Origin of the sequence: Roseomonas chloroacetimidivorans, assembly GCF_049629625.1 — a bacterium.
GTDB lineage: Bacteria > Pseudomonadota > Alphaproteobacteria > Acetobacterales > Acetobacteraceae > Roseomonas > Roseomonas chloroacetimidivorans.
The window spans coordinates 277,564-300,170 of record NZ_JBNBZS010000001.1 but is presented as its reverse complement, the minus strand read 5'-3'; the positions used below and the strand labels follow the sequence as shown (position 1 = coordinate 300,170).

The 22,607-nt window shown below is 68.1% G+C and carries 20 protein-coding genes and 1 tRNA gene; 10 read left to right on the top strand and 11 right to left on the bottom strand.

Annotation, left to right across the window (positions count from 1 at the left end; translation table 11 throughout):
- Nucleotides 1–54: 54 nt before the first annotated feature.
- Nucleotides 55–276 carry a DUF1150 family protein gene (locus ACO1BU_RS01430; RefSeq protein WP_424134108.1) on the top strand — a complete coding sequence of 74 codons (222 nt, stop codon included), beginning with the start codon at nucleotides 55–57 and terminating at the stop codon, nucleotides 274–276.
- A 50-nt stretch (nucleotides 277–326) separates the two neighbouring features.
- On the opposite strand, the gene hpf is transcribed toward ACO1BU_RS01430, so the two are convergent.
- From hpf to ACO1BU_RS01395, 7 genes are all read right to left on the bottom strand, one after another.
- Nucleotides 327–920: a ribosome hibernation-promoting factor, HPF/YfiA family gene (gene hpf / locus ACO1BU_RS01425; protein ID WP_424134107.1), complete on the bottom strand. Its 594-nt coding sequence runs from the start codon at nucleotides 918–920 to the stop codon at nucleotides 327–329.
- Between the two features lie 231 nt (nucleotides 921–1,151).
- Nucleotides 1,152–2,615 carry an RNA polymerase factor sigma-54 gene (rpoN, locus tag ACO1BU_RS01420; protein WP_424134106.1) on the bottom strand — a complete coding sequence of 488 codons (1,464 nt, stop codon included), beginning with the start codon at nucleotides 2,613–2,615 and terminating at the stop codon, nucleotides 1,152–1,154.
- A 149-nt stretch (nucleotides 2,616–2,764) separates the two neighbouring features.
- Nucleotides 2,765–3,517: an LPS export ABC transporter ATP-binding protein gene (gene lptB / locus ACO1BU_RS01415; protein WP_424134105.1), complete on the bottom strand. Its 753-nt coding sequence runs from the start codon at nucleotides 3,515–3,517 to the stop codon at nucleotides 2,765–2,767.
- On the bottom strand, nucleotides 3,514–4,530 hold the full coding sequence (locus tag ACO1BU_RS01410) for an LptA/OstA family protein (RefSeq protein ID WP_424134104.1): 1,017 nt from the start codon (nucleotides 4,528–4,530) through the stop codon (nucleotides 3,514–3,516). The genes lptB and ACO1BU_RS01410 overlap by 4 nt, the downstream gene beginning before the upstream one ends.
- Entirely contained in the window at nucleotides 4,527–5,309 is a 783-nt protein-coding gene (gene lptC, locus ACO1BU_RS01405) for an LPS export ABC transporter periplasmic protein LptC (protein WP_424134103.1), read from the bottom strand. Before lptC ends, ACO1BU_RS01410 begins: the two co-directional genes overlap by 4 nt.
- A 92-nt stretch (nucleotides 5,310–5,401) precedes the next feature.
- A complete protein-coding gene (locus ACO1BU_RS01400) occupies nucleotides 5,402–6,070 on the bottom strand; it encodes a ribonuclease D (protein WP_424134102.1) in 669 nt (222 codons plus the stop codon).
- Between the two features lie 50 nt (nucleotides 6,071–6,120).
- Nucleotides 6,121–6,207: transfer RNA gene (locus ACO1BU_RS01395), tRNA-Leu, on the bottom strand.
- Between the two features lie 204 nt (nucleotides 6,208–6,411).
- On the opposite strand from ACO1BU_RS01395, the gene ACO1BU_RS01390 reads away from it, so the two are divergent.
- The 5 genes from ACO1BU_RS01390 (at nucleotide 6,412) to fzlA (ending at nucleotide 14,889) form a co-directional block, all read left to right on the top strand.
- A complete protein-coding gene (locus tag ACO1BU_RS01390) occupies nucleotides 6,412–7,359 on the top strand; it encodes a complex I NDUFA9 subunit family protein (protein WP_424134101.1) in 948 nt (315 codons plus the stop codon).
- 201 nt (nucleotides 7,360–7,560) lie between these two features.
- Nucleotides 7,561–8,997 carry an NAD(P)-dependent oxidoreductase gene (locus tag ACO1BU_RS01385; protein WP_424134100.1) on the top strand — a complete coding sequence of 479 codons (1,437 nt, stop codon included), beginning with the start codon at nucleotides 7,561–7,563 and terminating at the stop codon, nucleotides 8,995–8,997.
- Nucleotides 8,997–9,521, top strand: a complete 525-nt coding sequence (locus tag ACO1BU_RS01380) for a DUF2059 domain-containing protein (protein WP_424134099.1) — start codon at nucleotides 8,997–8,999, stop codon at nucleotides 9,519–9,521. Before ACO1BU_RS01385 ends, ACO1BU_RS01380 begins: the two co-directional genes overlap by 1 nt.
- A gap of 17 nt (nucleotides 9,522–9,538) precedes the next feature.
- Nucleotides 9,539–14,056: a glutamate synthase large subunit gene (gene gltB / locus ACO1BU_RS01375; protein WP_424134098.1), complete on the top strand. Its 4,518-nt coding sequence runs from the start codon at nucleotides 9,539–9,541 to the stop codon at nucleotides 14,054–14,056.
- A gap of 164 nt (nucleotides 14,057–14,220) precedes the next feature.
- Entirely contained in the window at nucleotides 14,221–14,889 is a 669-nt protein-coding gene (fzlA, locus tag ACO1BU_RS01370) for an FtsZ-binding protein FzlA (protein WP_424134189.1), read from the top strand.
- A 55-nt stretch (nucleotides 14,890–14,944) separates the two neighbouring features.
- On the opposite strand, the gene ACO1BU_RS01365 is transcribed toward fzlA, so the two are convergent.
- A complete protein-coding gene (locus ACO1BU_RS01365) occupies nucleotides 14,945–15,793 on the bottom strand; it encodes a tetratricopeptide repeat protein (protein WP_424134097.1) in 849 nt (282 codons plus the stop codon).
- Between the two features lie 46 nt (nucleotides 15,794–15,839).
- Here ACO1BU_RS01365 and ACO1BU_RS01360 point away from each other — a divergent pair, with 46 nt between their 5' ends.
- Complete coding sequence (locus ACO1BU_RS01360) at nucleotides 15,840–16,691, top strand: Rossmann-fold NAD(P)-binding domain-containing protein (protein WP_424134096.1); 852 nt, start codon at nucleotides 15,840–15,842, stop codon at nucleotides 16,689–16,691.
- Nucleotides 16,692–16,699: 8 nt separating this feature from the next.
- Here the strand turns inward: ACO1BU_RS01360 and ACO1BU_RS01355 are convergent, their stop codons facing one another.
- Entirely contained in the window at nucleotides 16,700–17,143 is a 444-nt protein-coding gene (locus ACO1BU_RS01355; RefSeq protein WP_424134095.1) for a MarR family winged helix-turn-helix transcriptional regulator, read from the bottom strand.
- Nucleotides 17,144–17,310: 167 nt separating this feature from the next.
- On the opposite strand from ACO1BU_RS01355, the gene ACO1BU_RS01350 reads away from it, so the two are divergent.
- Both ACO1BU_RS01350 and ypfJ read left to right on the top strand, forming a co-directional pair.
- Entirely contained in the window at nucleotides 17,311–17,736 is a 426-nt protein-coding gene (locus tag ACO1BU_RS01350; RefSeq protein WP_424134094.1) for an organic hydroperoxide resistance protein, read from the top strand.
- A 78-nt stretch (nucleotides 17,737–17,814) separates the two neighbouring features.
- Nucleotides 17,815–18,708 carry a KPN_02809 family neutral zinc metallopeptidase gene (gene ypfJ / locus ACO1BU_RS01345; RefSeq protein ID WP_424134093.1) on the top strand — a complete coding sequence of 298 codons (894 nt, stop codon included), beginning with the start codon at nucleotides 17,815–17,817 and terminating at the stop codon, nucleotides 18,706–18,708.
- Nucleotides 18,709–18,948: 240 nt separating this feature from the next.
- On the opposite strand, the gene ACO1BU_RS01340 is transcribed toward ypfJ, so the two are convergent.
- Together ACO1BU_RS01340 and ACO1BU_RS01335 are read right to left on the bottom strand one after the other, a co-directional pair.
- Complete coding sequence (locus ACO1BU_RS01340) at nucleotides 18,949–19,344, bottom strand: response regulator (protein ID WP_424134092.1); 396 nt, start codon at nucleotides 19,342–19,344, stop codon at nucleotides 18,949–18,951.
- Nucleotides 19,341–20,816: a DUF7125 family protein gene (locus ACO1BU_RS01335; RefSeq protein ID WP_424134091.1), complete on the bottom strand. Its 1,476-nt coding sequence runs from the start codon at nucleotides 20,814–20,816 to the stop codon at nucleotides 19,341–19,343. Before ACO1BU_RS01335 ends, ACO1BU_RS01340 begins: the two co-directional genes overlap by 4 nt.
- 187 nt (nucleotides 20,817–21,003) lie before the next feature.
- On the opposite strand from ACO1BU_RS01335, the gene ACO1BU_RS01330 reads away from it, so the two are divergent.
- Entirely contained in the window at nucleotides 21,004–22,458 is a 1,455-nt protein-coding gene (locus tag ACO1BU_RS01330) for a M81 family metallopeptidase (RefSeq protein WP_424134090.1), read from the top strand.
- Nucleotides 22,459–22,607: the final 149 nt, after the last annotated feature.

Below are 22,607 nucleotides of genomic sequence, written 5' to 3'. Positions count from 1 at the left end.
ACAACGGGCGTTACCAGCCTGCAGGCCATTTCGGCTGCGGGCGAGGAGACAAGGATGAACCCGAACCCGACCACCACGCTTCGTAACCTGTCGGCCCTCGACTGGGCCCGCTTCGGCGCGCAGGAAATGGCCTATATCCGCCCGGTGACCGTGAATGGCACCCACGCGGTGGCCATCCACGCCGCGGACGGCACGCCCATCGGTGCGGCCCCGACAGAGGCCCTGGCCATCGCCGCCATCCTCCAGCATGAGATGGCGCCCGTTCTGGTGCACTGACCGCGAGCGGGGAGGCGCGAAGCCTCCCCGTCCGGCATGCGCCAGTTCCGTCAGGCCCGTTGCGGGTCGATCCAGCCGACATGCCCGTCGGCTCGGCGGTAGACCACGTTCAGCACGCCTGTGCCGCCGTTGCGGAACATCAGGACCGGCTCCTGCGAGAGGTCGAGGCGCATCACCGCCTCGGGCAGGGTCAGGCGGCTGATCTCGGTGGGGTTCTCCGTGATCACGGCCCCATCAATATAGCCCTCAGCCGTCACCACCAGCTCATGGTCGGCCTCATCCGACTCCTCGCGCAGCACGACACTGCGAGCGGTCTCGGTGACCGGGTCGCGCTCTTCCGCCAGACTGCGCGCATGTTCGTTCACGCGTCGGCGATAGCGGCGCAGCCGCTTGCCGATATGGGCCGCGGCATCGGCGAAGGCCCGGTGGGCGTCGATGCCCTCTCCCTCGCCCCGCATGCTCAGGCCGCGCCCGGCCCGCAGATTGATGTCGCAGACGAAGAAGGCGCGGTCCCTGCGGAAGGTCACATGCGCATCCAGCGCGTGGTCGAAATACTTCCGGGCGACCGCGCTTAACCCTTCCGTCACATGGGCCTTCAAGACCTCCCCGGTCTCGACACCCTTTCCCGCGACCGTGATGCGCATGGAACGTTCCCCTTTTTCCGTTTTGTAACATCTTTGACCTGTGGCCAGGGCCGGGTCGTTTAAAGGGGACAGAGCGCAGATGGCCCCTGGCGGAATGGCCGAAGGCGAAGTCCCGCTGGGGAGAGGAGGGCAGGGCGTTCGGCACGCATGATGGGCCCGAGGGCTATCGGGAAAGGTACCGCCCTGTCTTGCTGCCGGAAGAGAAGATCCGGGCCTCCGGGCGAATCTGCCCTAAAGAGCGGGAACCGACTTTTCCCGCTTGCGCTGCACCGAAGAGGGAATGCGCAGCGCGTCCCGGTACTTGGCGACCGTGCGGCGGGCAATGTCCACCCCCTCGCCCCGCAGCCGCTCCACAATGGCGTCGTCGGAGAGGATGTCATGTGCCGTCTCCGCATCCACCATGTCGCGGATGCGGTGCCGGATGGCCTCGGCGCTGAAGCTTTCCCCGCCACGGGTGCCGGCAATTGCCGTGGTGAAGAAGTATTTCAGCTCCAGCGTTCCCCGCGGCGTCGCGATGTATTTGTTGGCGGTCACCCGGGACACGGTGCTCTCATGCATCCCCAGCTCATCCGCCACGTCCCGCAGGATCAACGGCCGCAGATGGCCGACGCCGTGGCGGAAGAAGCCTTCCTGCCGCCTGACGATCTCCGTCGACACCCGCAGGATCGTATTGGCCCGCTGCTCCAGGCTCCGCACCAGCCAGTTCGCCGCCTGCAGCTTCTCCGCCAGGAAGGCCTTGTCCTCCTTGGTGCGGGCGCCGGTCTGGGCAGTGGCATGGAAGCCGCGATTCACCAGTACCCGGGGCAGGGTCTCCGGATTCAGCTCCAGAAGCCAGGTTCCGTCGGGCAGCCGCCGCATCAGCACATCCGGCACGACCAGCGGGGCCGGGTCGACATCCACCGAGGCACCCGGCTTCGGGTTCAGGCGCCGGATTTCCGCCACCATCCCCGCCAGATCCTCGGCATCCACGCCGCAGATCCGCAGCAGCCCGGCCGTGTCACGCCGCGCTAGCAGCTCCAGATTGTCCAGCAAGGCCTGCATCGCCGGGTCCAGCCGGTTCAACTCGGCCAGTTGCACAGCCAGGCATTCGCGCAAGTCGGCACAGAACAGCCCGGTCGGCTCGAAGCGCTGCATCCGGGTGCGCACGGCGGCCACGACAGCCTCCTCGCAGCCCAGCGCCTTCGCGATCGCCGCATTCGTCATGGCCAGCCGCCCGGCCGGGTCCAGCGCCGCGATCATCTGCCCCGCGATCAGCCGGTCGCGCGGATCCGCGAAGGCCAGCCGCGCCTGCTCCGCCAGCAGCTCGCGCAGCGATCGCGGCCGCTCCCCCGCGATCTCCTCCAGGCTGCGCCCATCATCGTCCCAGGCATCCGCCCGCGCCCCGCGCGACGCCGGATAGAGCGCATCCCCGCTCTCATAGCCCGCCGACCAGTCCGCCTCGATCGGGCTCGCCGCCTCATCCGGCATGACGGAGGAGGAAGCGGCCTCGAAGCAATCCGGCACCAGCGCCTCCGGTGCAACGGGGGTGCTGCTCTCCTCCCGGTCCAGCATCGGATTCCGCTCCAGCTCCTCCTCGACGAAGGCCGAAACCTCGAGGTTGCTGGACTGCAGCAGCTTGATGGCCTGCCGCAGCTGCGGCGTCATCACCAGCTGCTGCGTCTGCCGGAAATCCAGCCTTGGCGCGAGCGAGACCATCTATCGCGCGGACTCCATCCGCGAGCGCAGGTCATTCAGTTCCGCGGGCCGCTCGGCTCCCTGCTTGCCGGATGCACGAAAAGGAAACGGATCGGCAGCAAACCCGGCAGGGACGGGACCCCACGATCCGGCGAAGGTGCCACGCCGGGTCACAGGCTGAACTTCTCACCCAGATAGACGCGCCGCACGCCCTCATGCGCCACGATTTCCTGCGGGACGCCCTCCATCAGCACCTGCCCATCATGCAGGATGTAAGCCCGATCAATGATCGCCAGCGTCTCCCGGACATTGTGTTCCGTGATCAGCACGCCGATGCCGCGGTTCTTCAGGTGCTTCACCAGGTCGCGGATCTCACCCACCGCGATCGGATCGATGCCGGCCAGCGGCTCGTCCAGCAGGATGTAGGCGGGATGCGTCGCCAGGGCCCGCGCGATCTCGCAGCGCCGCCGCTCTCCGCCCGAAAGGGCCAGCGCCGGCGCCCGGCGCAGATGCGCGATGCCGAATTCCTGTAGCAGCGAGTCCAGCATCTCCTCGCGCCGCTCGCGGCTGGGCTCCACCACCTCCAGCGCGGCGCGGATGTTGTCCTCCACCGACAGCCCCCGAAAGATCGAGGCCTCCTGCGGCAGATAGCCCAGGCCAAGCCGCGCCCGCCGGTACATGGGCAGCATGGTCACGTCGTGGCCGTCCAGGAAGACCTGCCCCTCATCCGGCCGGACCAGCCCGGTCATCATATAGAAGGTAGTGGTCTTGCCGGCGCCGTTGGGCCCGAGCAGCCCCACGGCTTCGCCCCGCCTCAGGCTGAGGGAAACGCCCCGCACCACCGGCCGCTTCTTGTACCGCTTGCCGAGCGACCGGGCGACGAGGCCCGAATCCCCGGGCATGGAACGAAGGGCCGCGCTCATCGCGTGCGCCCCGGGGCGGCGCCTTGCCCGGCGCCTTGCCCCGCCCCCTCCTGTCCGGAGGAAGGCAGCACCAACCCTTGCACGCGCTGGCCAGGGGCGGAGACGAGGCGCGAGACGCCGGTACGCAGATTCACAATAGCTTCCTGACCCTGGAGCTGGTTCGGCCCCCGCGTGATGTGGACATTGCCCAGTACCCGCGCGAGGCCGGTGACCGGGCTGTAGACCCCCCGGTCTCCTCGCACGACCTCGGTTTCCGTGCGGATCTCGACATTGCCGAAGACCTCCACGCGGTCGAGCTTGGAGCCCTCGCCAGGCACCTGCCGCGCTTGGCCCTGTCCCTGGGGGGCGGCACCCGGCGCTGCGGCCGGCGTGCGGATGGCCGGCCCCTGCTGGGGCTGGGCAGGGCTACGCGCCGCGGCCTGCTGCGCCGGCGGCGTCTGTTCCAGGAAATAGCCCACCAGCGTGTCGGCGCTGATCTGCCGGTTATCCGTCGTGTTCACCCGTGCGTCGCCGCGCGCCACGGCCATGCGGCGCTGCGACCAGTATTCCAGGCTGTCCCGCGCGGTGATCGTGTCGGTCGGGGTGGTCAGCTTCAGGTTGCGCCCGGTCAGGACCATCACCGCCTGGTCCATGTCATAGACAGCGCGGTCGCCCTCGGCATGGTCGGTCTGGCTGTTGATCCGGACCGATCCCTCGGCCTCCAGCCGGTAGATCTCGCCGCCGGACATCGGGTTCTCGCCGGCCTGGGCGCCGGAGGGCTGCCCATTGGCCCCGGCCCGGGGCCGATAGCGGGCGATCAGCCGGTCCGCATCCACGATCACTCCATCGCGCACCGCCCGGGCATTGCCGCGCGCGATCACCACCTGCTCGTTCTGCCGCCACTCGATCCCGTCCGTGGAGGTCACCTCCACCGGCCCGCCGCCCGAGAGGTCCAGCGGCTGGGCGATGGCTGGCATGGCCAGCAGCGGCGCGGCCGCAAGCCCCGCGAGCAGCGAAAGGCGCAGCGCCGTCACTTGCCGCCCTCCAGCACCGCGCGCGCATTGCCGGTGAACACCACCACAGCGCCGCGGTCGCGCAGCCGGAAGCCTTCCCCGGCCACCGTCCCGAAACTTCCCTGGGCCGCGACAGGGCGGTCGCCCTCGGCGTTGCCGCCCTTCACATCCACCCGCGCCTCCTGGGTCTCGATCAAGGTTCCGTCATCCTGCCAGACCGTCACATCCGTCCAGAGTTCGAGAATGCCGGCCTCACGGTCGAAGCGCCCATTGCGGCTCTCGACCAAGGCCCAACCGCCATTGGCCTGCGTCATGTCCCCGCGCGGCGTGTCCAGGTCCACGATGTTGGCCTGCCCGGGCTGGGTGGCGAGGAAGGCGGTCACGTTATACGGCCGCCCTTGCTCGTCCACGCCCTGGTAGCGCGGGTCCACCACCCGCACCGCCTCGGGCGTGAGCCGGCTGAGCCGGCGGAAGGAAAGGCGGGCATTCTCGGTGTTCCGGTCAATTTCCGGCCAGAGCACGATAGCCGCGAGCAGGGCCAGCGCGCCGGCAGGCAAAAGGTATTTCAGCAACTGCACCATCACGCGGCGGCGCAGGATCGATCCGTGGCTGTAGTTCCGCCGCGCGCGCGAAGGCACCGGCCGCTCATGCCACTGGTCCACCGCAGCGAGCGGGACAGCCCCCCGAACGGAGGCTCCATCCTCGGGCACGCCATCCGCGCGCGCCTCACCGGCCGCCTCCCGCTCCTGGGGGCCTGCATTCGGCTCGGCATCGGGAGGAAAAGAGGCTCGAACGGTCACCCCCTTTGTATGAGGCCGCCCGGCCATGGGGTCAACGCGGTTGAGCGCTAACGCGTATCAAGAATCGTGCCAGAGCGTGTCCGGCCGCTGCATCAATGCGAGAAGATATCCGGCTCACCATAGCCGAGCAGGTCCAGCGCCCCGCGCGTCGGCAGGAAGCGGAAGCATTCCTCCGCGATCTCCAGCCGGCCCTCGCGCCGCAAGAGGCCTTCCAGCCGGGCCCAGAGAGCATGCAGGTGAAGCACGTCCGAGGCCGCATAAGCCAACTGGTCCGGCGTCAGTTCCGCCGCGCCCCAGTCGCTGCTCTGCTGCTGCTTCGAGATTTCGACGCCCAGCAGTTCCCGGCAGAGATCCTTCAGCCCATGCCGGTCCGTATAGGTCCGCACGAGCTTGGAGGCGATCTTCGTGCAGCGCACCGGCGCCACCGCCACCCCCAGCGCCTGGCGCAGGATGGTCACGTCGAAGCGCGCGAAATGGAACAGCTTCACCGTCGCGGGGTCGGTGAGCATCGCCTTGAGGTTCGGGCAATCCGCATGGCCATCCGCAAGCGCCGGCCCACCGAGCCTGGGTGGCCGGATCTGCACGCAATGCGCCGTGCCATCCCCAGAGGAGAGTTGCACCAGGCAGAGCCGGTCCCGATGCGGGTTCAGCCCCATCGTTTCCGTGTCGATGGCAACCACGGGACCGAGCGTAAGCCCGTCCGGGAGGTCATCCTGATGAAGATGAATGGTGGCGTTGGGCATAAAGAGCGTGCTTCCCATGGCGGGGGCGCTCCACCCGATCGATACGCCTCCGGTCAACTGCCGGAGGATGGTGCCCAGGAAAGGACTCGAACCTTCACAACCTTGCGGTCACAGGTACCTGAAACCTGCGCGTCTACCAATTCCGCCACCTGGGCAAGGGGGCCGGCCGCCTCGCTCATCGCGTCGGCGTGTGCGGGCTTCTATGGGCAGGCGCACGGTCCGTCAAGGCACCCCGCCGATGATTTCGCGGGCGGCCGCACCGTCTTGGCGACGCCCGGGAAGACCCCGGGCGGACCCAATGATTTACACCCCGGGCGCACCTAGATGTTCGGCGCAGTTATGAATCTGGAGGAACGGGAATGGAGCGTCGCATCGCGGTGGTCTTCGGCGGCACCGGGTTCATCGGCCGCTATGTCGTGAAGCGCCTCGCGCATCAGGATTATGTGGTCCGCGTCGTTACCCGCTCGCCGGAGGCAGCGCGTAGCCTGATGACCCAGGGTCAGGTCGGCCAGATTGTCCCCTACGGCGCCCAGTCCCTGAATGACGCCGAACTGGCCCGCGCCGTCTCGGGCGCCGGGATCGTGGTCAACCTCATCGGCATCCTCTCGGAACGCCGCCAGGGCGACTTCACGCGAATTCATGGCGCGCTTCCCGGCCGCATGGCCCGGGCCTGCGCCGGGGCGGGCGTGGCCCATTTCGTCCATATCTCCGCTATTGGCGCAGACCCCGCCTCACCCAGCCTCTACGCCCGCAGCAAGGCGGAAGGGGAGGCGGCGGTGCGCGAGGCCTTTCCGCGGGCCGTGATTCTGCGCCCGTCCATTGTTTTCGGGCAGGAGGATAGCTTCTTCAACCGCTTCGCCGGCATGGCGCGCCTGATGCCCGTCCTGCCCGTGATCGGTGGTAACACCCGCTTCCAGCCCGTCTATGTTGGCGACGTGGCCGATGCCGCGCTGGCCGTGCTGGACCATCCGGAAGCCGCTGGCCGCACCTATGATCTGGCTGGCCCCCGCGCCGCCAGCTTCCGCGCGCTGATGGAGTATATGCTGGAGGTGATCGGCCGCCGCCGCCGGATCGTGGAGGTGCCGGAAGGTATGGCCAATTTCCTGGCCAGCCTGACGGGCTGGATGCCCAGCCCCCCGATTACCCGGGACCAGATCCGCCAGCTGAAAATCGACAACCTTCCTGCCCCAGGCGCGCCCGGCCTTCGGGAACTTGGCGTCGAGCCAACAGCCATGGAGACCATCCTGCCCGGCTATCTGTCCCGCTTTCGCAAAGGGGGAGGGCACCGGGCCACGGTTCCGGCGTGAAAGGACCGAACCGGACGTTTCTTGTGGCGTTGAGAATGGGTCGCAACGGAATGCGGCTGCACTCACGACAAATATAGTCAGCAACCCTGTCATATCGGCATTTTTGAACTCGCGGAACCATTTTCGCTATGCCAAAAGGCGCCGTGTCGCGGGGCTCGTCCCCCGCCCGGCATTGTTCCCGACTAGCAAGGATCGCGCCCTATGGCCGAGCGCATGCTGCAATTCGTCCGCCTTTCTCAGCAGACGCCCGAGAAGCGCCCGGCCACCATCCGACGCGAGGATTTCAACGAAATCTATGACCGGTTCGACCCGGCCCGCGCCTCGGAACAGGCCAGCCGCTGCTCCCAGTGCGGCGTGCCTTTCTGTGCTGTCCACTGCCCGTTGCAGCAGAATATCCCGGACTGGCTGAAGCTCACGGCTGAGGGCCGGCTGGAGGAGGCCTATGAGGTCAACTCCGCCACCAACACCTTCCCGGAGATCTGCGGCCGCGTCTGCCCGCAGGACCGCCTCTGCGAGGGCAACTGCGTTATCGAGAAGGGCTTCAACGCCGTCACGATCGGCGCCGTCGAGCGCTACATCAACGACACCGCCTGGGAGAAGGGCTGGGTCAAGCCGCCGCAGCCCACGCGGGAACTGGACCACTCCGTCGGCATCATCGGCGCCGGCCCGGCCGGCCTCGCCGCCGCCGAGCGCCTGCGCAGCCAGGGCTGGCAGGTCCATGTCTATGACCGCTACGACCGCGCCGGTGGCCTGATGATCTACGGCATCCCCAACTTCAAGTTGGAGAAGGAGGTCATCACCCGCCGCACCGCCCAGTTCGCGGAAGGCGGCATCACCTTCCATATGAATTGCGAGATCGGTCGCGACGTCACCCTGGCCGAGCTGCGCGAGCGTCATGACGCCGTGCTGATCGCCACAGGCGTCTACAAGGCGCGCGACATCCAGGTGCCAGGCTCCCACCTCTCCGGCGTCGTCCCCGCCATGGACTTCCTCACGGCCTCCAACCGCAAGGGCCTGGGCGATGCCGTGCCGGAATTCGACAGCGGGGCACTGAACGCCGAGGGCAAGCGCGTCGTGGTCATCGGCGGCGGCGACACCGCGATGGACTGCCTCCGCACCTCCATTCGCCAGGGCGCGGCCTCCGTCACCTGCCTCTACCGCCGCGACAAGGCCAACATGCCCGGCTCCATGCGGGAGGTGCACAATGCCGAGGAGGAAGGCGTGCGCTTCTCCTGGCTTACCGCACCGGAGGGCTTCGAGGGCGAGGGCAAGGTCACCGGCGTGCGCGTCACCCGCATGCATCTTGGCCTTCCCGACGCCACCGGCCGCCAGCAGGTCGAGCCCATCCCCAACAGCTCCTTCACCGAGCCGGCCGACCTCGTCATCAAGGCCCTGGGCTTCGACCCCGAGGATCTGCCGACCATGTTCGGCGAGCCCGGCCTGAAGGTCTCCCGCTGGGGCACCTTGAGCGTGGACCGCCGCAGCATGATGACCAGCCTGCCCGGTGTCTTTGCGGCCGGCGACATCGTCCGCGGCGCCTCGCTCGTCGTGTGGGGCATCCGTGACGGCCGCGACGTGGCTGATCGCATCGCCGACTATGTGAAGGTGCAGAAGTCTGTTCCCCAGGCGGCCGAGTGATGCGCGCCTCCAGCCTCTGGCTCGTCGCTGCGCTGACGGTAGCAGCGCCCGCCCTCGCGCAGGCACCCGCCACCCCGGCCCCGGCCACCCCGGCCATCACCATCACCGATGAGGGCCGCGCGGCCGCGCGGGACCTGATGCGGGCGAGCGGTGCCGACGCCATGAGCGATCAGATCCTGTCGCAGGTGAATCGGCAACTCGTCGCCGTGCTCGCGCAGGCCAGCAACAAGTCCCCGCAGGAAGTGCTGGCCGTGGTTGACGAGGTGCTGATGCCCGAGTTCCGCCGCCGCCAGCCCGAGATGATCGACAAGATGGCCGAGGCCTGGGCCAGCGCCTTGACGCCAGCCGAGCTGCGTGAGCTGGCGGCCTTCTACGCCTCGCCCATCGGCAAGCGGATGGTCGCCGTGACACCGCAGGTGATGAACCAGCTCATGATACTCGGCATGCACTGGGGCCAGCAGGTGGCGCAGGACGCCATCGCAAAGCACTCCGAGGCGCTGCGCGCCCGCGGATTGAGCCTCTGACGGAGGAGATGGAACAGATGACCGACTACGTTTCCGAACACCTCCGCAACACCGCGCTGCTGCGCGACGCCGGTCAGATCGATCTGACCGAGCACGACGCCTGCGGTGTCGGCCTCGTCGCCGCACTCGACGGCGTCGCCCGCCGCGATGTCGTACAGGCCGGCATCGATGCGCTGAAGGCCGTCTGGCACCGCGGCGCCGTGGATGCCGATGGCAAGACCGGCGACGGTGCCGGCATCCATGTCGAGATTCCCCAGGACTTCTTCGCTGAGGCCGTGGAGCGCGGCGGCGACAGGCTGCGCCCGGGCCGCATCGGCGTCGGCATGGTCTTCATGCCCAAGACCGATCTGGGCGCGCAGGAGCGCTGCCGCTCCATCGTCGAGACCGAGATCCTGAACGCCGGCTACGGCATCTATGGCTGGCGCCAGGTGCCCATCGACGTGTCCTGCATCGGCGAGAAGGCCAATGCCACCCGCCCCGAGATCGAGCAGATCCTGATCTACGATCCGGAACAGCGGGACGAGAACCTGTTCGAGCGCGACCTCTACGTGATCCGCCGCCGGATCGAGAAGCAGGCCATCGCCTCGCAGATCCCCGACCTCTATCTCTGCACGCTGTCCTGCCGCTCGATCATCTACAAGGGCATGTTCCTGGCGGAGAGCCTGTCGGTCTTCTACCCCGACCTGCTGGACCCGCGCTTCGTCAGCCGCTTCGCCATCTATCACCAGCGCTACAGCACCAACACCTTCCCGACCTGGCGTCTGGCCCAGCCCTTCCGGACGCTTGCCCATAACGGCGAGATCAACACCGTCCATGGCAATGTGAACTGGATGAAGAGCCACGAGACCCGGCTCTCCCACGCGCTGCTCGACCCGTATATGGAAGACATCAAGCCGGTCGTGCAGGCCGGCAACTCCGACACGGCCAGCCTCGACAACGTGTTCGAGCTGCTGGTCCGCGCGGGCCGTGACGCGCCCATGGCCAAGGCGATGCTGATCCCCGAGAGCATCGGCAGCAACGCCACCATGCCCAAGGCCCATCAGGAGCTCTTCCTCTACTGCAACGCCGTGATGGAGCCCTGGGACGGCCCCGCCGCCATTGCGGCGACGGACGGCCGCTGGGTCGTGGCCGGCCTGGACCGCAACGGGCTGCGCCCCATGCGCTACACCATCACCGCCGACCGCATGCTGGTGGTGGGCAGCGAAACCGGAATGGTCCGCTTCCCCGAGGATGTGGTGATCGCCCGCGGCCGCCTCGGCCCCGGCCAGTGCATCGGCGTGGACCTGGACGAGGCCCGCTTCTACGACGACGCACAGCTCAAGGACACGCTCGCCGCCCGCAAGCCCTTCGGCCAGTGGACCGAGCGCACCACCCGCATTGATGAGATCGTCAAGGCGGACACGCATGAGCCGGTGGTGCTGGAAGGCGAGGATCTGCGCCGCCGCCAGCTCTCCATGGGCTACACGCTGGAGGAGTTGGAAGCCATCCTGCACCCGATGGTGGAGGAGGGCGCCGAGGCGATCGGCTCCATGGGCGACGACACGCCCATCGCCGTGCTCTCCAACCAGTATCGCGGGTTGCACCACTATTTCCGCCAGACCTTCGCGCAGGTGACCAACCCGCCGATCGACTCGCTGCGCGAGACGCGGGTGATGACGATCAAGACGCGCCTCGGGAATCTCGGGAACATCCTCGATGAGGACCCGACCCAGTGCGACATGCTGATGCTGGACAGCCCGGTGCTGTCCAACGCGCAGTTCGCCGCCATGCGCGCGTATATGGGCGACACGGCCGCCGAGGTGGACTCCACCTTCCCGGTCTCGGAGGGGGAGGCCGGCCTGCGCCGCGCCCTGGAGCGTATCCGGCGCGAATCCGAGGAGGCCGTCCGCTCCGGCTGCGCGCATGTCATCCTGACCGATGAAGGCCAGGGGCCCGATCGCGCCGCCATCCCGATGATCCTGGCGGTCGGTGCGGTCCACACTCACCTCGTCCGCCACTCGCTCCGCACCTTCACCAGCCTCAACATCCGCTCGGCCGAGTGCATGGATGTGCACTACTTCGCCGTGCTGATCGGCGCCGGCGCCACCACGGTGAACGCCTATCTCGCGCAGGAAAGCATCGCGGACCGGCACCGCCGCGGCCTCTTCCCCGGCATGACGCTGGAGGAATGCGTCGCCAAGTACCGCAAGGCGATCGACAAGGGCCTGCTCAAGACGATGTCGAAGATCGGCATCGGCGTGCTCTCCTCCTATCGCGGCGGCATGAACTTCGAGGCGATCGGGCTTTCCCGCGCGCTCGTCGCGGAGTTCTTCCCGGGCACGCAGTCCCGCATCTCCGGCATCGGCCTCTCCGGCATCGCGCGCCGCGTGCTGGCCATGCACAAGGCGGCATGGGAGCCGAGCCGCGTCGCCCTGCCGGTCGGCGGCCTCTACAAGCTGCGCCGCCGTGGCGAGGTCCATGCCTTCGAGGGCAGCCTCATCCACCTCCTCCAGAAGGCGGTGGATACGGACAGCTACGAGACCTTCAAGCGCTACAGCCACACCGTGCGCCAGCAGCCCGCCGTTGCCCTTCGCGACCTGCTGGACTTCCGCGAGGACGCGGCCAAGCCCATCCCGCTGGAGGAGGTCGAGAGCATCACCGAGATCCGCAAGCGCCTGCTGGCGCCCGGCATCTCCCTCGGCGCGCTTTCACCGGAAGCGCATGAGACGCTCTCCATCGCCATGAACCGCATCGGGGCCCGCAGCGACAGCGGCGAGGGCGGCGAGGACCCTGCGCGCGCCAAGCCCCGCGCGAATGGCGACAACGCGAACTCCGCCATCAAGCAGATCGCCTCCGGCCGCTTCGGCGTCACGGCGGAGTATCTGAACAACTGCCGGGAGATCGAGATCAAGGTCGCCCAGGGCGCCAAGCCCGGCGAGGGCGGCCAGCTTCCGGGCTTCAAGGTCACGGGCCTTATCGCGAAGCTCCGCCACTCCACCCCCGGCGTGACGCTGATCTCCCCGCCGCCGCATCACGACATCTACTCGATCGAGGATCTGGCCCAGCTCATCTACGACCTGAAGCAGATCAACCCGGATGCGACGGTCTGCGTGAAGCTGGTGTCCCGCTCGGGCATCGGCACCATCGCGGCTGGCGTGGCCAAGGCGAAGGCGGATGCGATTCTGGTCTCCGGCCATTCCGGCGGCACGGGCGCGTCCCCCGTCACCTCGATCAAGTATGCGGGCCTTCCCTGGGAAATGGGTCTTTCCGAGACTCATCAGGTCCTGCTGCTCAACCGCCTGCGGCATCGCGTGAAGCTGCGGACGGATGGTGGCATCAAGACCGGCCGTGACGTGGTGGTGGCTGCCATGCTCGGCGCCGAGGAATTCGGCATCGGCACGGCATCGCTGGTCGCCATGGGCTGCATCATGGTCCGCCAGTGCCACAGCAACACCTGCCCCGTCGGTGTCTGCACGCAGGATGAAAAGCTGCGCGAGAAGTTCGAGGGCAGCCCGGAGAAGGTGATCTCCCTCTTCTCCTTCGTGGCGGAGGAGGTGCGCGAAATCCTGGCCTCGCTCGGTTTCCGCAAGCTGGAGGAGGTGATCGGCCGCACCGACCTGCTGAAGCAGGTCAGCCGCGGCGCGGAGGACCTGGACGACCTCGACCTGAACCCGCTGCTGGTGCAGGCCGATACAGGCGGCAACCCGCCCTATTGCACGCTGACCGAACGCAACCCTGTGCCGGAAACCCTGGACGCGGACATGATCCGCGATGCCTCGGCCCTCTTCTCGCGCGGCGAGAAGATGCAGCTCCAGTACAATATTCAGAACACGCACCGTGCCATCGGCACCAAGACGAGCAGCATGATCGTGCGGCAGTTCGGCATGTCCGGCCTGCAGCCCGGCCATCTGACCGTCCGCCTCCGCGGCTCCGCGGGCCAGTCCCTCGGCGCCTTCGGCGTGCGCGGCCTGAAGCTGGAAGTGCTGGGCGACGCCAACGACTATGTCGGCAAGGGTCTCTCCGGCGCGACCATCACCGTTCGCCCCGGCCCCAGCGCCAACCTGGTCTGGGAAGAGAACACCATCGTCGGCAACACCGTGCTCTACGGCGCGACGGCAGGCGAGCTCTTCGCGGCGGGGCAGGGGGGCGAGCGCTTCGCCGTCCGCAACTCCGGCGCCACGGCAGTGGTGGAGGGCATCGGTGCCAATGGCTGCGAATACATGACCGGCGGCACGGTCGTGATCCTCGGCGCCGTCGGCGATAATTTCGGCGCCGGCTTCACCGGCGGGCATGCCTTCGTCTGGGATGCGGACGGCACCTTCGAGCGCCGGATCAACCCGGACACCCTGCTCTGGTCCCGCCTGGGCTCGGCGCATTGGGAAGGCGTGTTGCGTGACCTCATTGCCCGCCACGCGCAGGAAACGGGCTCGCGCCTCGCCGCCCGTATCCTGAATGACTGGAATGAGGAGCGGAACGCCTTCTGGCATGTCGTGCCGAAGGACTATGCGAAGCTGCTTCCGCAGCCCATGAACGACCAGCTCATGGCCGCGGAATAGGGAATGGCGCGGGCCGGCGCGAAACCGCCGGCCCTCTTCCCTGGCTGCGTTGTGACGTTCCTGTCACTTCGCTGCTAAAGTCAGGCGCAACAAGGCTTTGTCGTGCATCCTTCGCACGGGCTCTGTCTTGCCTGCCCGGCACTTGGGTGGCAAACACCGGGCCTGTGCGCATCCTCTATCATCTCCCGCTCTCCCCTTTCTGCCGCAAGGTGCGGCTCGCGCTGCATGAGAAGCGCATTCCGTTCGAGCTGCGCGCGGAGCGCATCTGGGACCGGCGCGAGGAATTCCTGGTGATGAACCCCGCCTGCACCGTCCCGGTGCTGGAGGAGGAAAGCGGCCTTGTCGTCGCGGACAGCTACGCGATCTGCGAATATCTCGACGAAGCCTATCCCGACATGCCCCTGCTCGGCCGTACCCATGCCGAGCGGGCCGAGGTGCGCCGCCTCGTGGCCTGGTTCGACGACAAGTTCGAGCGCGAGGTGACGCGCAATCTTTATTACGAGAAGCAGCTTAAGCGCACTCTCGGCCGCGGCAACCCCGATGCGGGCGCGCTGCGCGCGGGCTATGCCAATCTCAAGCCGCATCTCGAATATATCGGCTGGCTCGCCGAGACCCGCGCCTGGCTGGCCGGCAACCAGCTCTCCCTCGCGGACCTTGCCGCCGCCGCCCACCTCTCCTGCCTCGATTATATCGGCGATATCGACTGGTCGCTGAATGACGCGGTGAAGGACTGGTACGCTCGCGTGAAGTCCCGCCCGGCCTTCCGCTCCATCCTTGCCGAGCGGATCAGCGGCCTGATCCCGCCGCAACACTACGCCGACCTGGATTTCTGAGCGCGGGCTGCCTCCGGGCAGCCCATGTGTCACCTGGAGGCTGCCTCGAACAGCGTCAGCGTCGCGCCGGTCCTGCCGCGTTCAGCGCCAGATTCTGCTCCGCAAGATCGGCCGCCGCGCTGTCGGGGCTGTTCGCCACCACGGCTTCCCAATCGGCACGCGCGCCCTCCGCGTCGCCCTGGAGCTGCCGCAGGATTCCGCGTTCTAGCAAGGCTTCCGGGCTGCCGGGCTCGATTTCCAGGGCTCGCTCGATATCGCGCAGCGCTTCCTGCGTCCGGTCCAGCTGCCGCAGCGCGGCGGCGTGATAGACCCAGGCCTCGGCGCGCTGGTCATCCTGTGCCAGGGCCCGTTCCGTATCCGCCAGGGCATCCGCGTAGCGCCCGAGCGTGGCGGCGGCGATAGCCCGGTCCACCAGCAATTCCGGATCGTTCGGCGTCTGCGCCAGGGCCAGGGTGAAGGCCCCCAGGGCCCGTGACGGCTGGCCCGCAACCATCCAGGCCTGCCCGGCCTGCCCATACACCGCCCCCCGCGCCGTGGGCCCGATGCTGGCACGCCCGCCCAGAGCCTCCAGCCGCGTCGCTGCCCGCTCCGCTTCGCCCAGCGCCAGCAGCGCGAGCGCCGAGCAGTGCCGCGCCCCGTCGCTGCCCCCCGCGCCCTCCCAGGCCTCCGCATAGCTCAGTGCACCCTGCGCATCGTCGCGCAACTGTCCTAGGCAGGCCTCGTATTCCGGGCTGTCCGCCACGCGGGGTGGCTCAGGCGGAAGTGGCAGGACCTCTTCCGAGGCCTCGGGCACCGGCACGGGCAGCGGTGGCTCGGGCGTCGTCCACCACCAGGCGCCGCCCAACACCACCGCCAGCACGACCACGGCCGCACCAAGCAGAGTGTTGCGGGGGGTGATTCGCATCACCTGCAATCTAGCGACGGTCGCCGGAACTCGCCATGGAAGGGATATGGACCGCCAACTGCTCGTGATCGGCCTCGGTTTCAGCGGCACCGCCATCGCGCGGGCGGCCGTGAAGGCTGGCTGGCGCGTCACCGCCACTGCCCGCGAGCCAGCCCGCGCGGCTCCGCCGGGGGGCGTCTCCGTCCTGCCCTTCGCTGAAGCCGCCCCGGCACTCCGGGCCGCCACTCACCTGATTGTCACCGCGCCGCCGGGGGAGGACGGCGATCCCGTCCTCGCCGCCCATGCCGGGGTCCTGCGTGCCGCCCCGCTCCGCTGGATCGGGTATCTCTCCACCACCGGTGTCTATGGCGACCGCAATGGCGCCTGGGTGGATGAGGCGACCGAACCCGCCCCCGCCCAGCCCCGTTCCATCCGCCGCCGCGCCGCAGAGCAGCAATGGGAGGCCTTCGCCTCCGGCATAGCCGTGGACCTCTTCCGTTGCGCCGGCATCTACGGCCCCGGTCGTAGCGCACTGGACGATCTCCGCGCCGGCACCGCCCGCCGCACCATCCACCCCGGCCACGCCTTCGGCCGCATCCACCGCGAGGACGTCGCCCGCGCCGTACTGGCCGCCGCCTCCGCACCACCCCCGCCTGGGATCCGCGTGCTCCACCTCGCCGATGACGAACCTGCGGAAAGCGCGATCGTGGTCGAAGGCGCCGCCCGCCTGCTCGGCATGGACCCGCCTCCTGCCATTCCCTTTGAGGAAGCCCGGAGATCCATGTCGCCCATGGCTCTATCCTTCTGGGCGGAGAACCGGCGTGTCGCCAATGCGCGCACCAAGGCCGCGCTCGGCCTTGCCTGGCGCTATCCCACCTGGCGCGAAGGCTTGGCCGCTATCCTGGCTGAAAGCGGTTGATTCCGCACTTAGTCCGGCGCTCCGCGCTGCAGCGCCTTGCGCAGCTTCTCGATCTCGTCGCGCAGCCCCAAGGCCGCTTCCAATCGAAGGCCCGTGGCTTCCAGGATGCAGCCGGGAATGTGCTCTGCGCGTGCTCGCAGCGTCGTGCCGGCCTCGGTCAGCCGCACTCGGACCACCCGCTCATCCGCCGGATCCCGGCTGCGCGTCACCAGGCCGGAGACTTCCAGCCGCTTCAGCAACGGCGTCACCGTGCTGGATTCCAGGAACAGCCGATCCCCGATCTGCCCGACTGTCTGATCATCCTCCGCCCAGAGCGCGAGCATGACGAGATATTGCGGATAGGTCAGGCCCAACGGCTCCAGCAACGGCTTGTAGACCCGGTTGAGCGCATGGGCTGTCGTGTAAACGGAGAAGCAGAGAAGCTCCTCGGGCCTGGGCAGGGGGGAGGGCATGCAAGGCAATGATCTCAGGGGCGCCGCATTCTACATTGCGTCCGCCCCTATAGGAGGCGGCTTGCCTGCATGGCTCCCATGCGCCCGATAATATCGCGCACGATAAAATCGCACGGTATGCAATTGCCAGCACCGGCAGCCAGCCGGTCCTGAAGGAGCCCGCACCCATGTCCGTCAATGTTCTGTACCGCACCAGCGCCACCGCCACCGGAGGCCGCGACGGCCACGCTGCCACGGCCGACGGCTCCCTGGATGTCCGCCTGAGCACGCCCAAGGAGCTGGGCGGCGCCGGCGGTCCTGGCAACAACCCGGAGCAGCTCTTCGCCGCCGGGTATTCCGCCTGCTTCCTCGGCGCGATGAAGTTCGTGGCCTCCCAGGGCGGTCCGAAGGTCCCCGCAGATGCCACAGTGACTGCCAATATCGGCATCGGCCCGCGCTCCGAGGGCGGGTTCGGCCTGGAAATCTCGCTGGCCATCAGCCTGCCCGGCGTGCCGCGGGCAGAAGCCGAGGCGCTGGTCCAGAAGGCGCATCAGGTCTGCCCTTACTCCAACGCCACACGCAACAATGTGGACGTGAAGCTCTCGGTGGTCTGAGCAGGCGGCCTGGCACGCCGAAACCAGGGGTCATGGGCGGGCGTTGGCCGTCCGCCCATTACCTGGAAGACTGACGCCATGCGCCTGGACGGCCCGGAAAGCCAGAACGTCGAAGACCGTCGCGGTCAGGGCGGCTTTGGCGGCTTTGGCGGCGGCGGCCGCGGCGGCGGCATCGCGGTCGGCGGGATCGGCGGCGTTGTGCTGCTCGTTGTCTGCCTGATCTTTGGCGTCGATCCCTCGGTCATCCTCGGCGGCGGCGACCAGCCCCAGCCCACGCCTCAGGAACGCCGCTATGACGATACTGGGCGCCAGGCCGGCGGCCCGCAGCGCCAGAGCCAGGCCCAGGGCGAGGATGCCGGCCGCCGCTTCATCGCCCAGGTCCTGGGCGAGACGGAGGAGGTCTGGAACGACCAGTTCCGCCGCCTCAACCGCCAATACGAGGAGCCCGTTCTGGTCCTCTTCTCGGGGGCAACCCAGTCCGGCTGCGGCGCGGCGCAGGCCCAGACCGGTCCCTTCTATTGCCCGAACGACCGCCGCGTTTACATCGACCTGGAATTCATGGCGCGCCTCCAGAGCCAGCTCGGCGCCACCGGCGACTTCGCTTCCGCCTATATCGTCGCGCATGAGGTGGGTCATCACGTGCAGAACCTGCTCGGCGTCCTCCCTCAGGTGCAGCGTGCCCAGGCCCGCGCCAGCGAGGTGGAGCGTAACCAGCTCCAGGTGCGCGTCGAGCTCCAGGCCGACTGCTTCGCCGGCGTCTGGGCGAACCAGGCAAACCGCAGCCGCCAGATCCTCGAACAGGGTGACATAGAGGAAGGCCTGAACGCCGCCGCCGCCGTCGGCGATGACCGCGTGACCGGCGGCCGCATCCGTCCGGAAAGTTTCACCCATGGCAGCGCACAGCAGCGCGCCCGTTGGTTCCGCACAGGCCTGCAGACCGGCGACATCCGGGCTTGCGACACCTTCCAGTAGAAAGCGGGCCGGTAGAAGGAACCCAGCGCCTCCGGGCGAGGTAGCACGCCGCGCAATGTTGCGGGTCTGAACGGCCCGGCCCGGCCGGGGGCGGGCGTTCACACGGTGTTATCGGGTTCCGTGTCAATTCGCGCTAAGTCGTCGTCCTGTCTCCGACGCTTGTCAGCGAAAGTGACGAAGCAAGACCGTCCTCCTCGAAGACCGGGCTGCTTGCGCCAGATCATGGAAGCAGGCCCGATCTCAACCGCCGTTCTGCGGGAACGAGCCCCGTCCTGCCCTCATGATTTTCGAAACCGTTGCCACAAGCTCCTGGAAGTCGAACGGCTTCTGAAAGAAGGAGGCGAACAGGCCGGGGTGGCGCTCCAGCACGTCGCCCGCCACGGCACTCGTAAGCACGATGGGAATATGCCGGAACTCCGGAGAGGCTTTGATGGCAAGAGCAAGTTCCAGCCCATCCAGGCGCGGCATCATGTAGTCCGTGATGACAACATCGGCCTGCTCCCGTTGCAGCAGCTCCAGTGCCTCACGCCCGTCATGGGCCAGGAGCACGCGGTATCCCGCATCCTCCAGCAGGTCGCTCATGAGCATGGCAATCAGGACCTCGTCATCAACGACGAGAACAAGCCCGGCCCTCACGCAGAACGCACCTCCCCGGCACCTGTCGCCGGGGGCTGGCGTGCAAAGCCTGAAAGCAGCGCCTCCGCACCATCCTCCTGGACGGACAGCTCCAGGCCACGATCGGTGATGGTGAACTGATGCAAGCTATGGTCGAAGGCGCTGTCCCGTACCTTCAGTACGGCCAGAAGCCGGTGCATTCGCTCCTGCAGCTCCGTGAAGCGCATACAGAGCAGATTTTCCACGACGCTCGAGAGCTCCGGTGACGGGGCCTCGACGGTTCCACCGATGATGTTCGGGGTTTCCCAGGTTCCCACCGTCGTGACACCCCGGGCCCGAAGCTCGTTCGTCAGGGCGGTGAAGAACTCCACGATGCGGGGAGGATGGACCGCCGCGCGCTCGAAGGTGCTGAGCCCGTCGATGAAGAGCCGCTTCACCCCACGCCTGCTTACGGCATCGAGCAGGTTGTGGCCGAGAGCGTCCAGAAGGCGCTCCGTTGCCGGCTTCCAGATGATCTCGAGCTGTCCGCTTTCGAGCTGTGGGCGAAGATCCAGCCCCATGGCTGCCGCCTTCGTCAGGAGCCGACTCGGGTTCTCGTAGAAGCCGAAATGCAGTGCCGGCTCCTCCGGCGCTGATGCTGCGAGGAAATGCAGGCCGAAGGTCGTCTTGCCGACTCCCGAGGGGCCGAAGACGAGCGTCATGGAGCTGCGCGGTATTCCCCCGTTCATCAGCGCGTCGATCTCCCGCACGCCGGTGCCGACCCTGTCTTCCGGCGGCGGTACATGGTCCTCGACGGATGGGGAGGCGTATTGCGCCTCGATGCGGGGGAAGACTGTTATCCCGCGCTCGTCGATCTGGAACTGGTGCAGACCCTGCAGGCTCGCCCCGCCACGGAACTTGCGGACTTGCAGCCGGCGCACCGTCCTGACCCCGGCCAGGGTGTTCGCCAGCTCGATCACGCCATCCACCACGGTGTGCTCGGGGCTTTCATCCTCCAACCGGGCGCTGGTCAGCATCAGGATCGTGCACCCGGCAAAGGCTGCCTGGGTCTGGACCGTGTGGAGGAAGCGCTTGAGATCCGGTGCCGAGCCGGTCGCGTCCCGGACATTAAGCAGGCCGTCGAAGACCAGCAGCGATGCCTTGCGGCTGGCCGTCTCCTCACGCAGCAGGCGGGCGACGCCGTCAAGGCCCTCGCGCTGCAGCGTGCCCAGGGCGCTGATGTAGTAAACGCCTCCCGGGATGCGGTCGCGCTCGAAGAAGTCCAGAGTCGAGAGATGCTGCAGGAGCATGTCGTGCGACTCCGATAGCAGCGTCACGAAAAGCGCCTGGCCGCCCTCCGCGGCCCGGTGGAAGCAGGCCTGGTTGGCCAGGATCGTCTTGCCCGCGCCGGGGTTGCCCTGGATAATGTAGGACCGCCCGCGCAGCAGGCCGCCGCCGAGAACCGTATCCAGGCCGGGCACACCGGTCGTGATCCGCTGTAGTTCTGCACCCACTCTGGCGTGCCTCTCTGAAGAGCATCCGCAACCCTGCTGCCTACACTAACCCTCAGAGGGGGGGAACCTGGAGCATTTCACGGAGAGCGTGTGATCGTTCCACCTCTCCATTGATCGAAACCACAACTTTCGTCTATGGCCGGCTCTCCCTCTGGCAGCCCTCCGCGCTGCGCGCTCTGATCGTTCCATGCCAAGAATCGCCGTCGCTCGCCTCTGGTTCGAGGGCAACTCCTTCACCCCCGCCCCGACCGGGATGGGTGCCTTCGCCGGTCGCGAATGGACAAGTGGCCCCGAAGCGCTCTCCCGCTACGCCGGCACTGCCGTCGAGCTCGGTGCCGTTGCCACCTTCCTCGCCGCCCGCCCGGACTGGTCCGCCGCGATCCTGCGCTGCGCTAGCGCGCAGCCCGGCGGCCCGATGGCCGATGAAGTCCTCTCCACCTGGCTCGGTGAGGTCATTCCCGCCCTCCGCGCCACCCGCTTCGACGGCGTCTATCTGTCCCTGCACGGCGCCTGCGTCACGGAATCCGATCCTCAGGCCGATCTGACCATCCTCCGCGCCGTCCGCGCCGCAGTCGGCCGCGACACCCCCGTCACCGCCTCCTTCGACTTCCATGCCAACATGGCGGAGGAAGCCGCCACGCTCCTCGACGGCGCCAGCGCCTACCGCACCTATCCCCATGTCGACATGGACGTGGCCGCCGCCCGCGCGCTGGCCATCCTCGAACGCCGCATCGGCGGCGCCCCCGCCCTGCATGGCGCGGTGGAGAAGCGCCCCTTCGTCCTGCAATCCCTGAACATGCGTTCCGCCGGCGGTCCCATGGCCGAGGTCTGGGCCCTGGCCGCTGAGCTGGAGGAAGGCCCGGTCTGTGAGGCCTTTCCCTTCGGCGGCTTCTCCTGGGGCGACAGTCCCCACGCAGGCCCCACCGGCATGGCCTGGGCAGCCGACCCCGGTGCCGCCCGCGCCGCCGCCGCCCATATCGCGGAAGCCATCGAAGCCCGCCGTGACCGCTTCGCCGTCTCCCTGCCGGGCCCCGAGGAAGCGCTGTCGCGCATCCTCCAGGGCCCGCCGGGTCTCGTTGCGCTGCTGGATCCGGCTGACAATCCCTTCTCCGGCGGCATCGCGGATACGCCGGCCATGCTGCGTGTCCTGCTGGAGAACCCGCCCCCGGTTCCCGCCGTCTTCGCCTTCCTGCACGATCCCGCCGCCGTCCAGGCCGCCATCGCGGCCGGGGAGGGGGGGCGGATCACCCGCCCCCTGGCCGCTCAGGTCACCGACGCCTTCGGCCCACCCGTTCCGTTCCGTGGCGTGGTGGAGCGCCTGACCGAAGGCCGCTTCGTCAATGAAGGCCCGATGGAGCGCGGCTCCCCCGTCGATCTCGGCCCCACCGCCGTGCTGCGCGCCGGTGATCTCCGGATCGTCGTCACGACGCGGAAGGAAGCCGCCGTGGACCCCGCCTTCTTCGCTCTCCATGGCATCGACCTCGCCGCCACCCGCCTGATGGCGAACAAGGGCAAGAACCATTTCCGCGCCGCCTTCGCCGAGCGCTGCTCCCTCATCCTGGAATGCGACTGTCCCGGCCCGGCCTCGCTCGACCTCGCCGCGCTTCCTTTCCGGCATGTGCCGCTGGAATGGCGGCGCTGAGAACCGCCGCGCATGCCTTGCGGATCACCAGCCGGAACCCGATGCTGAACCCTCCGCAGGAGAGATGAGGGAAGGGTGCAGGATGGCGGCGATTACTGGCGGCCGCACGGAAGTTCCGAACACGCTGGACAGCGCCGGCCTCGCTGCAG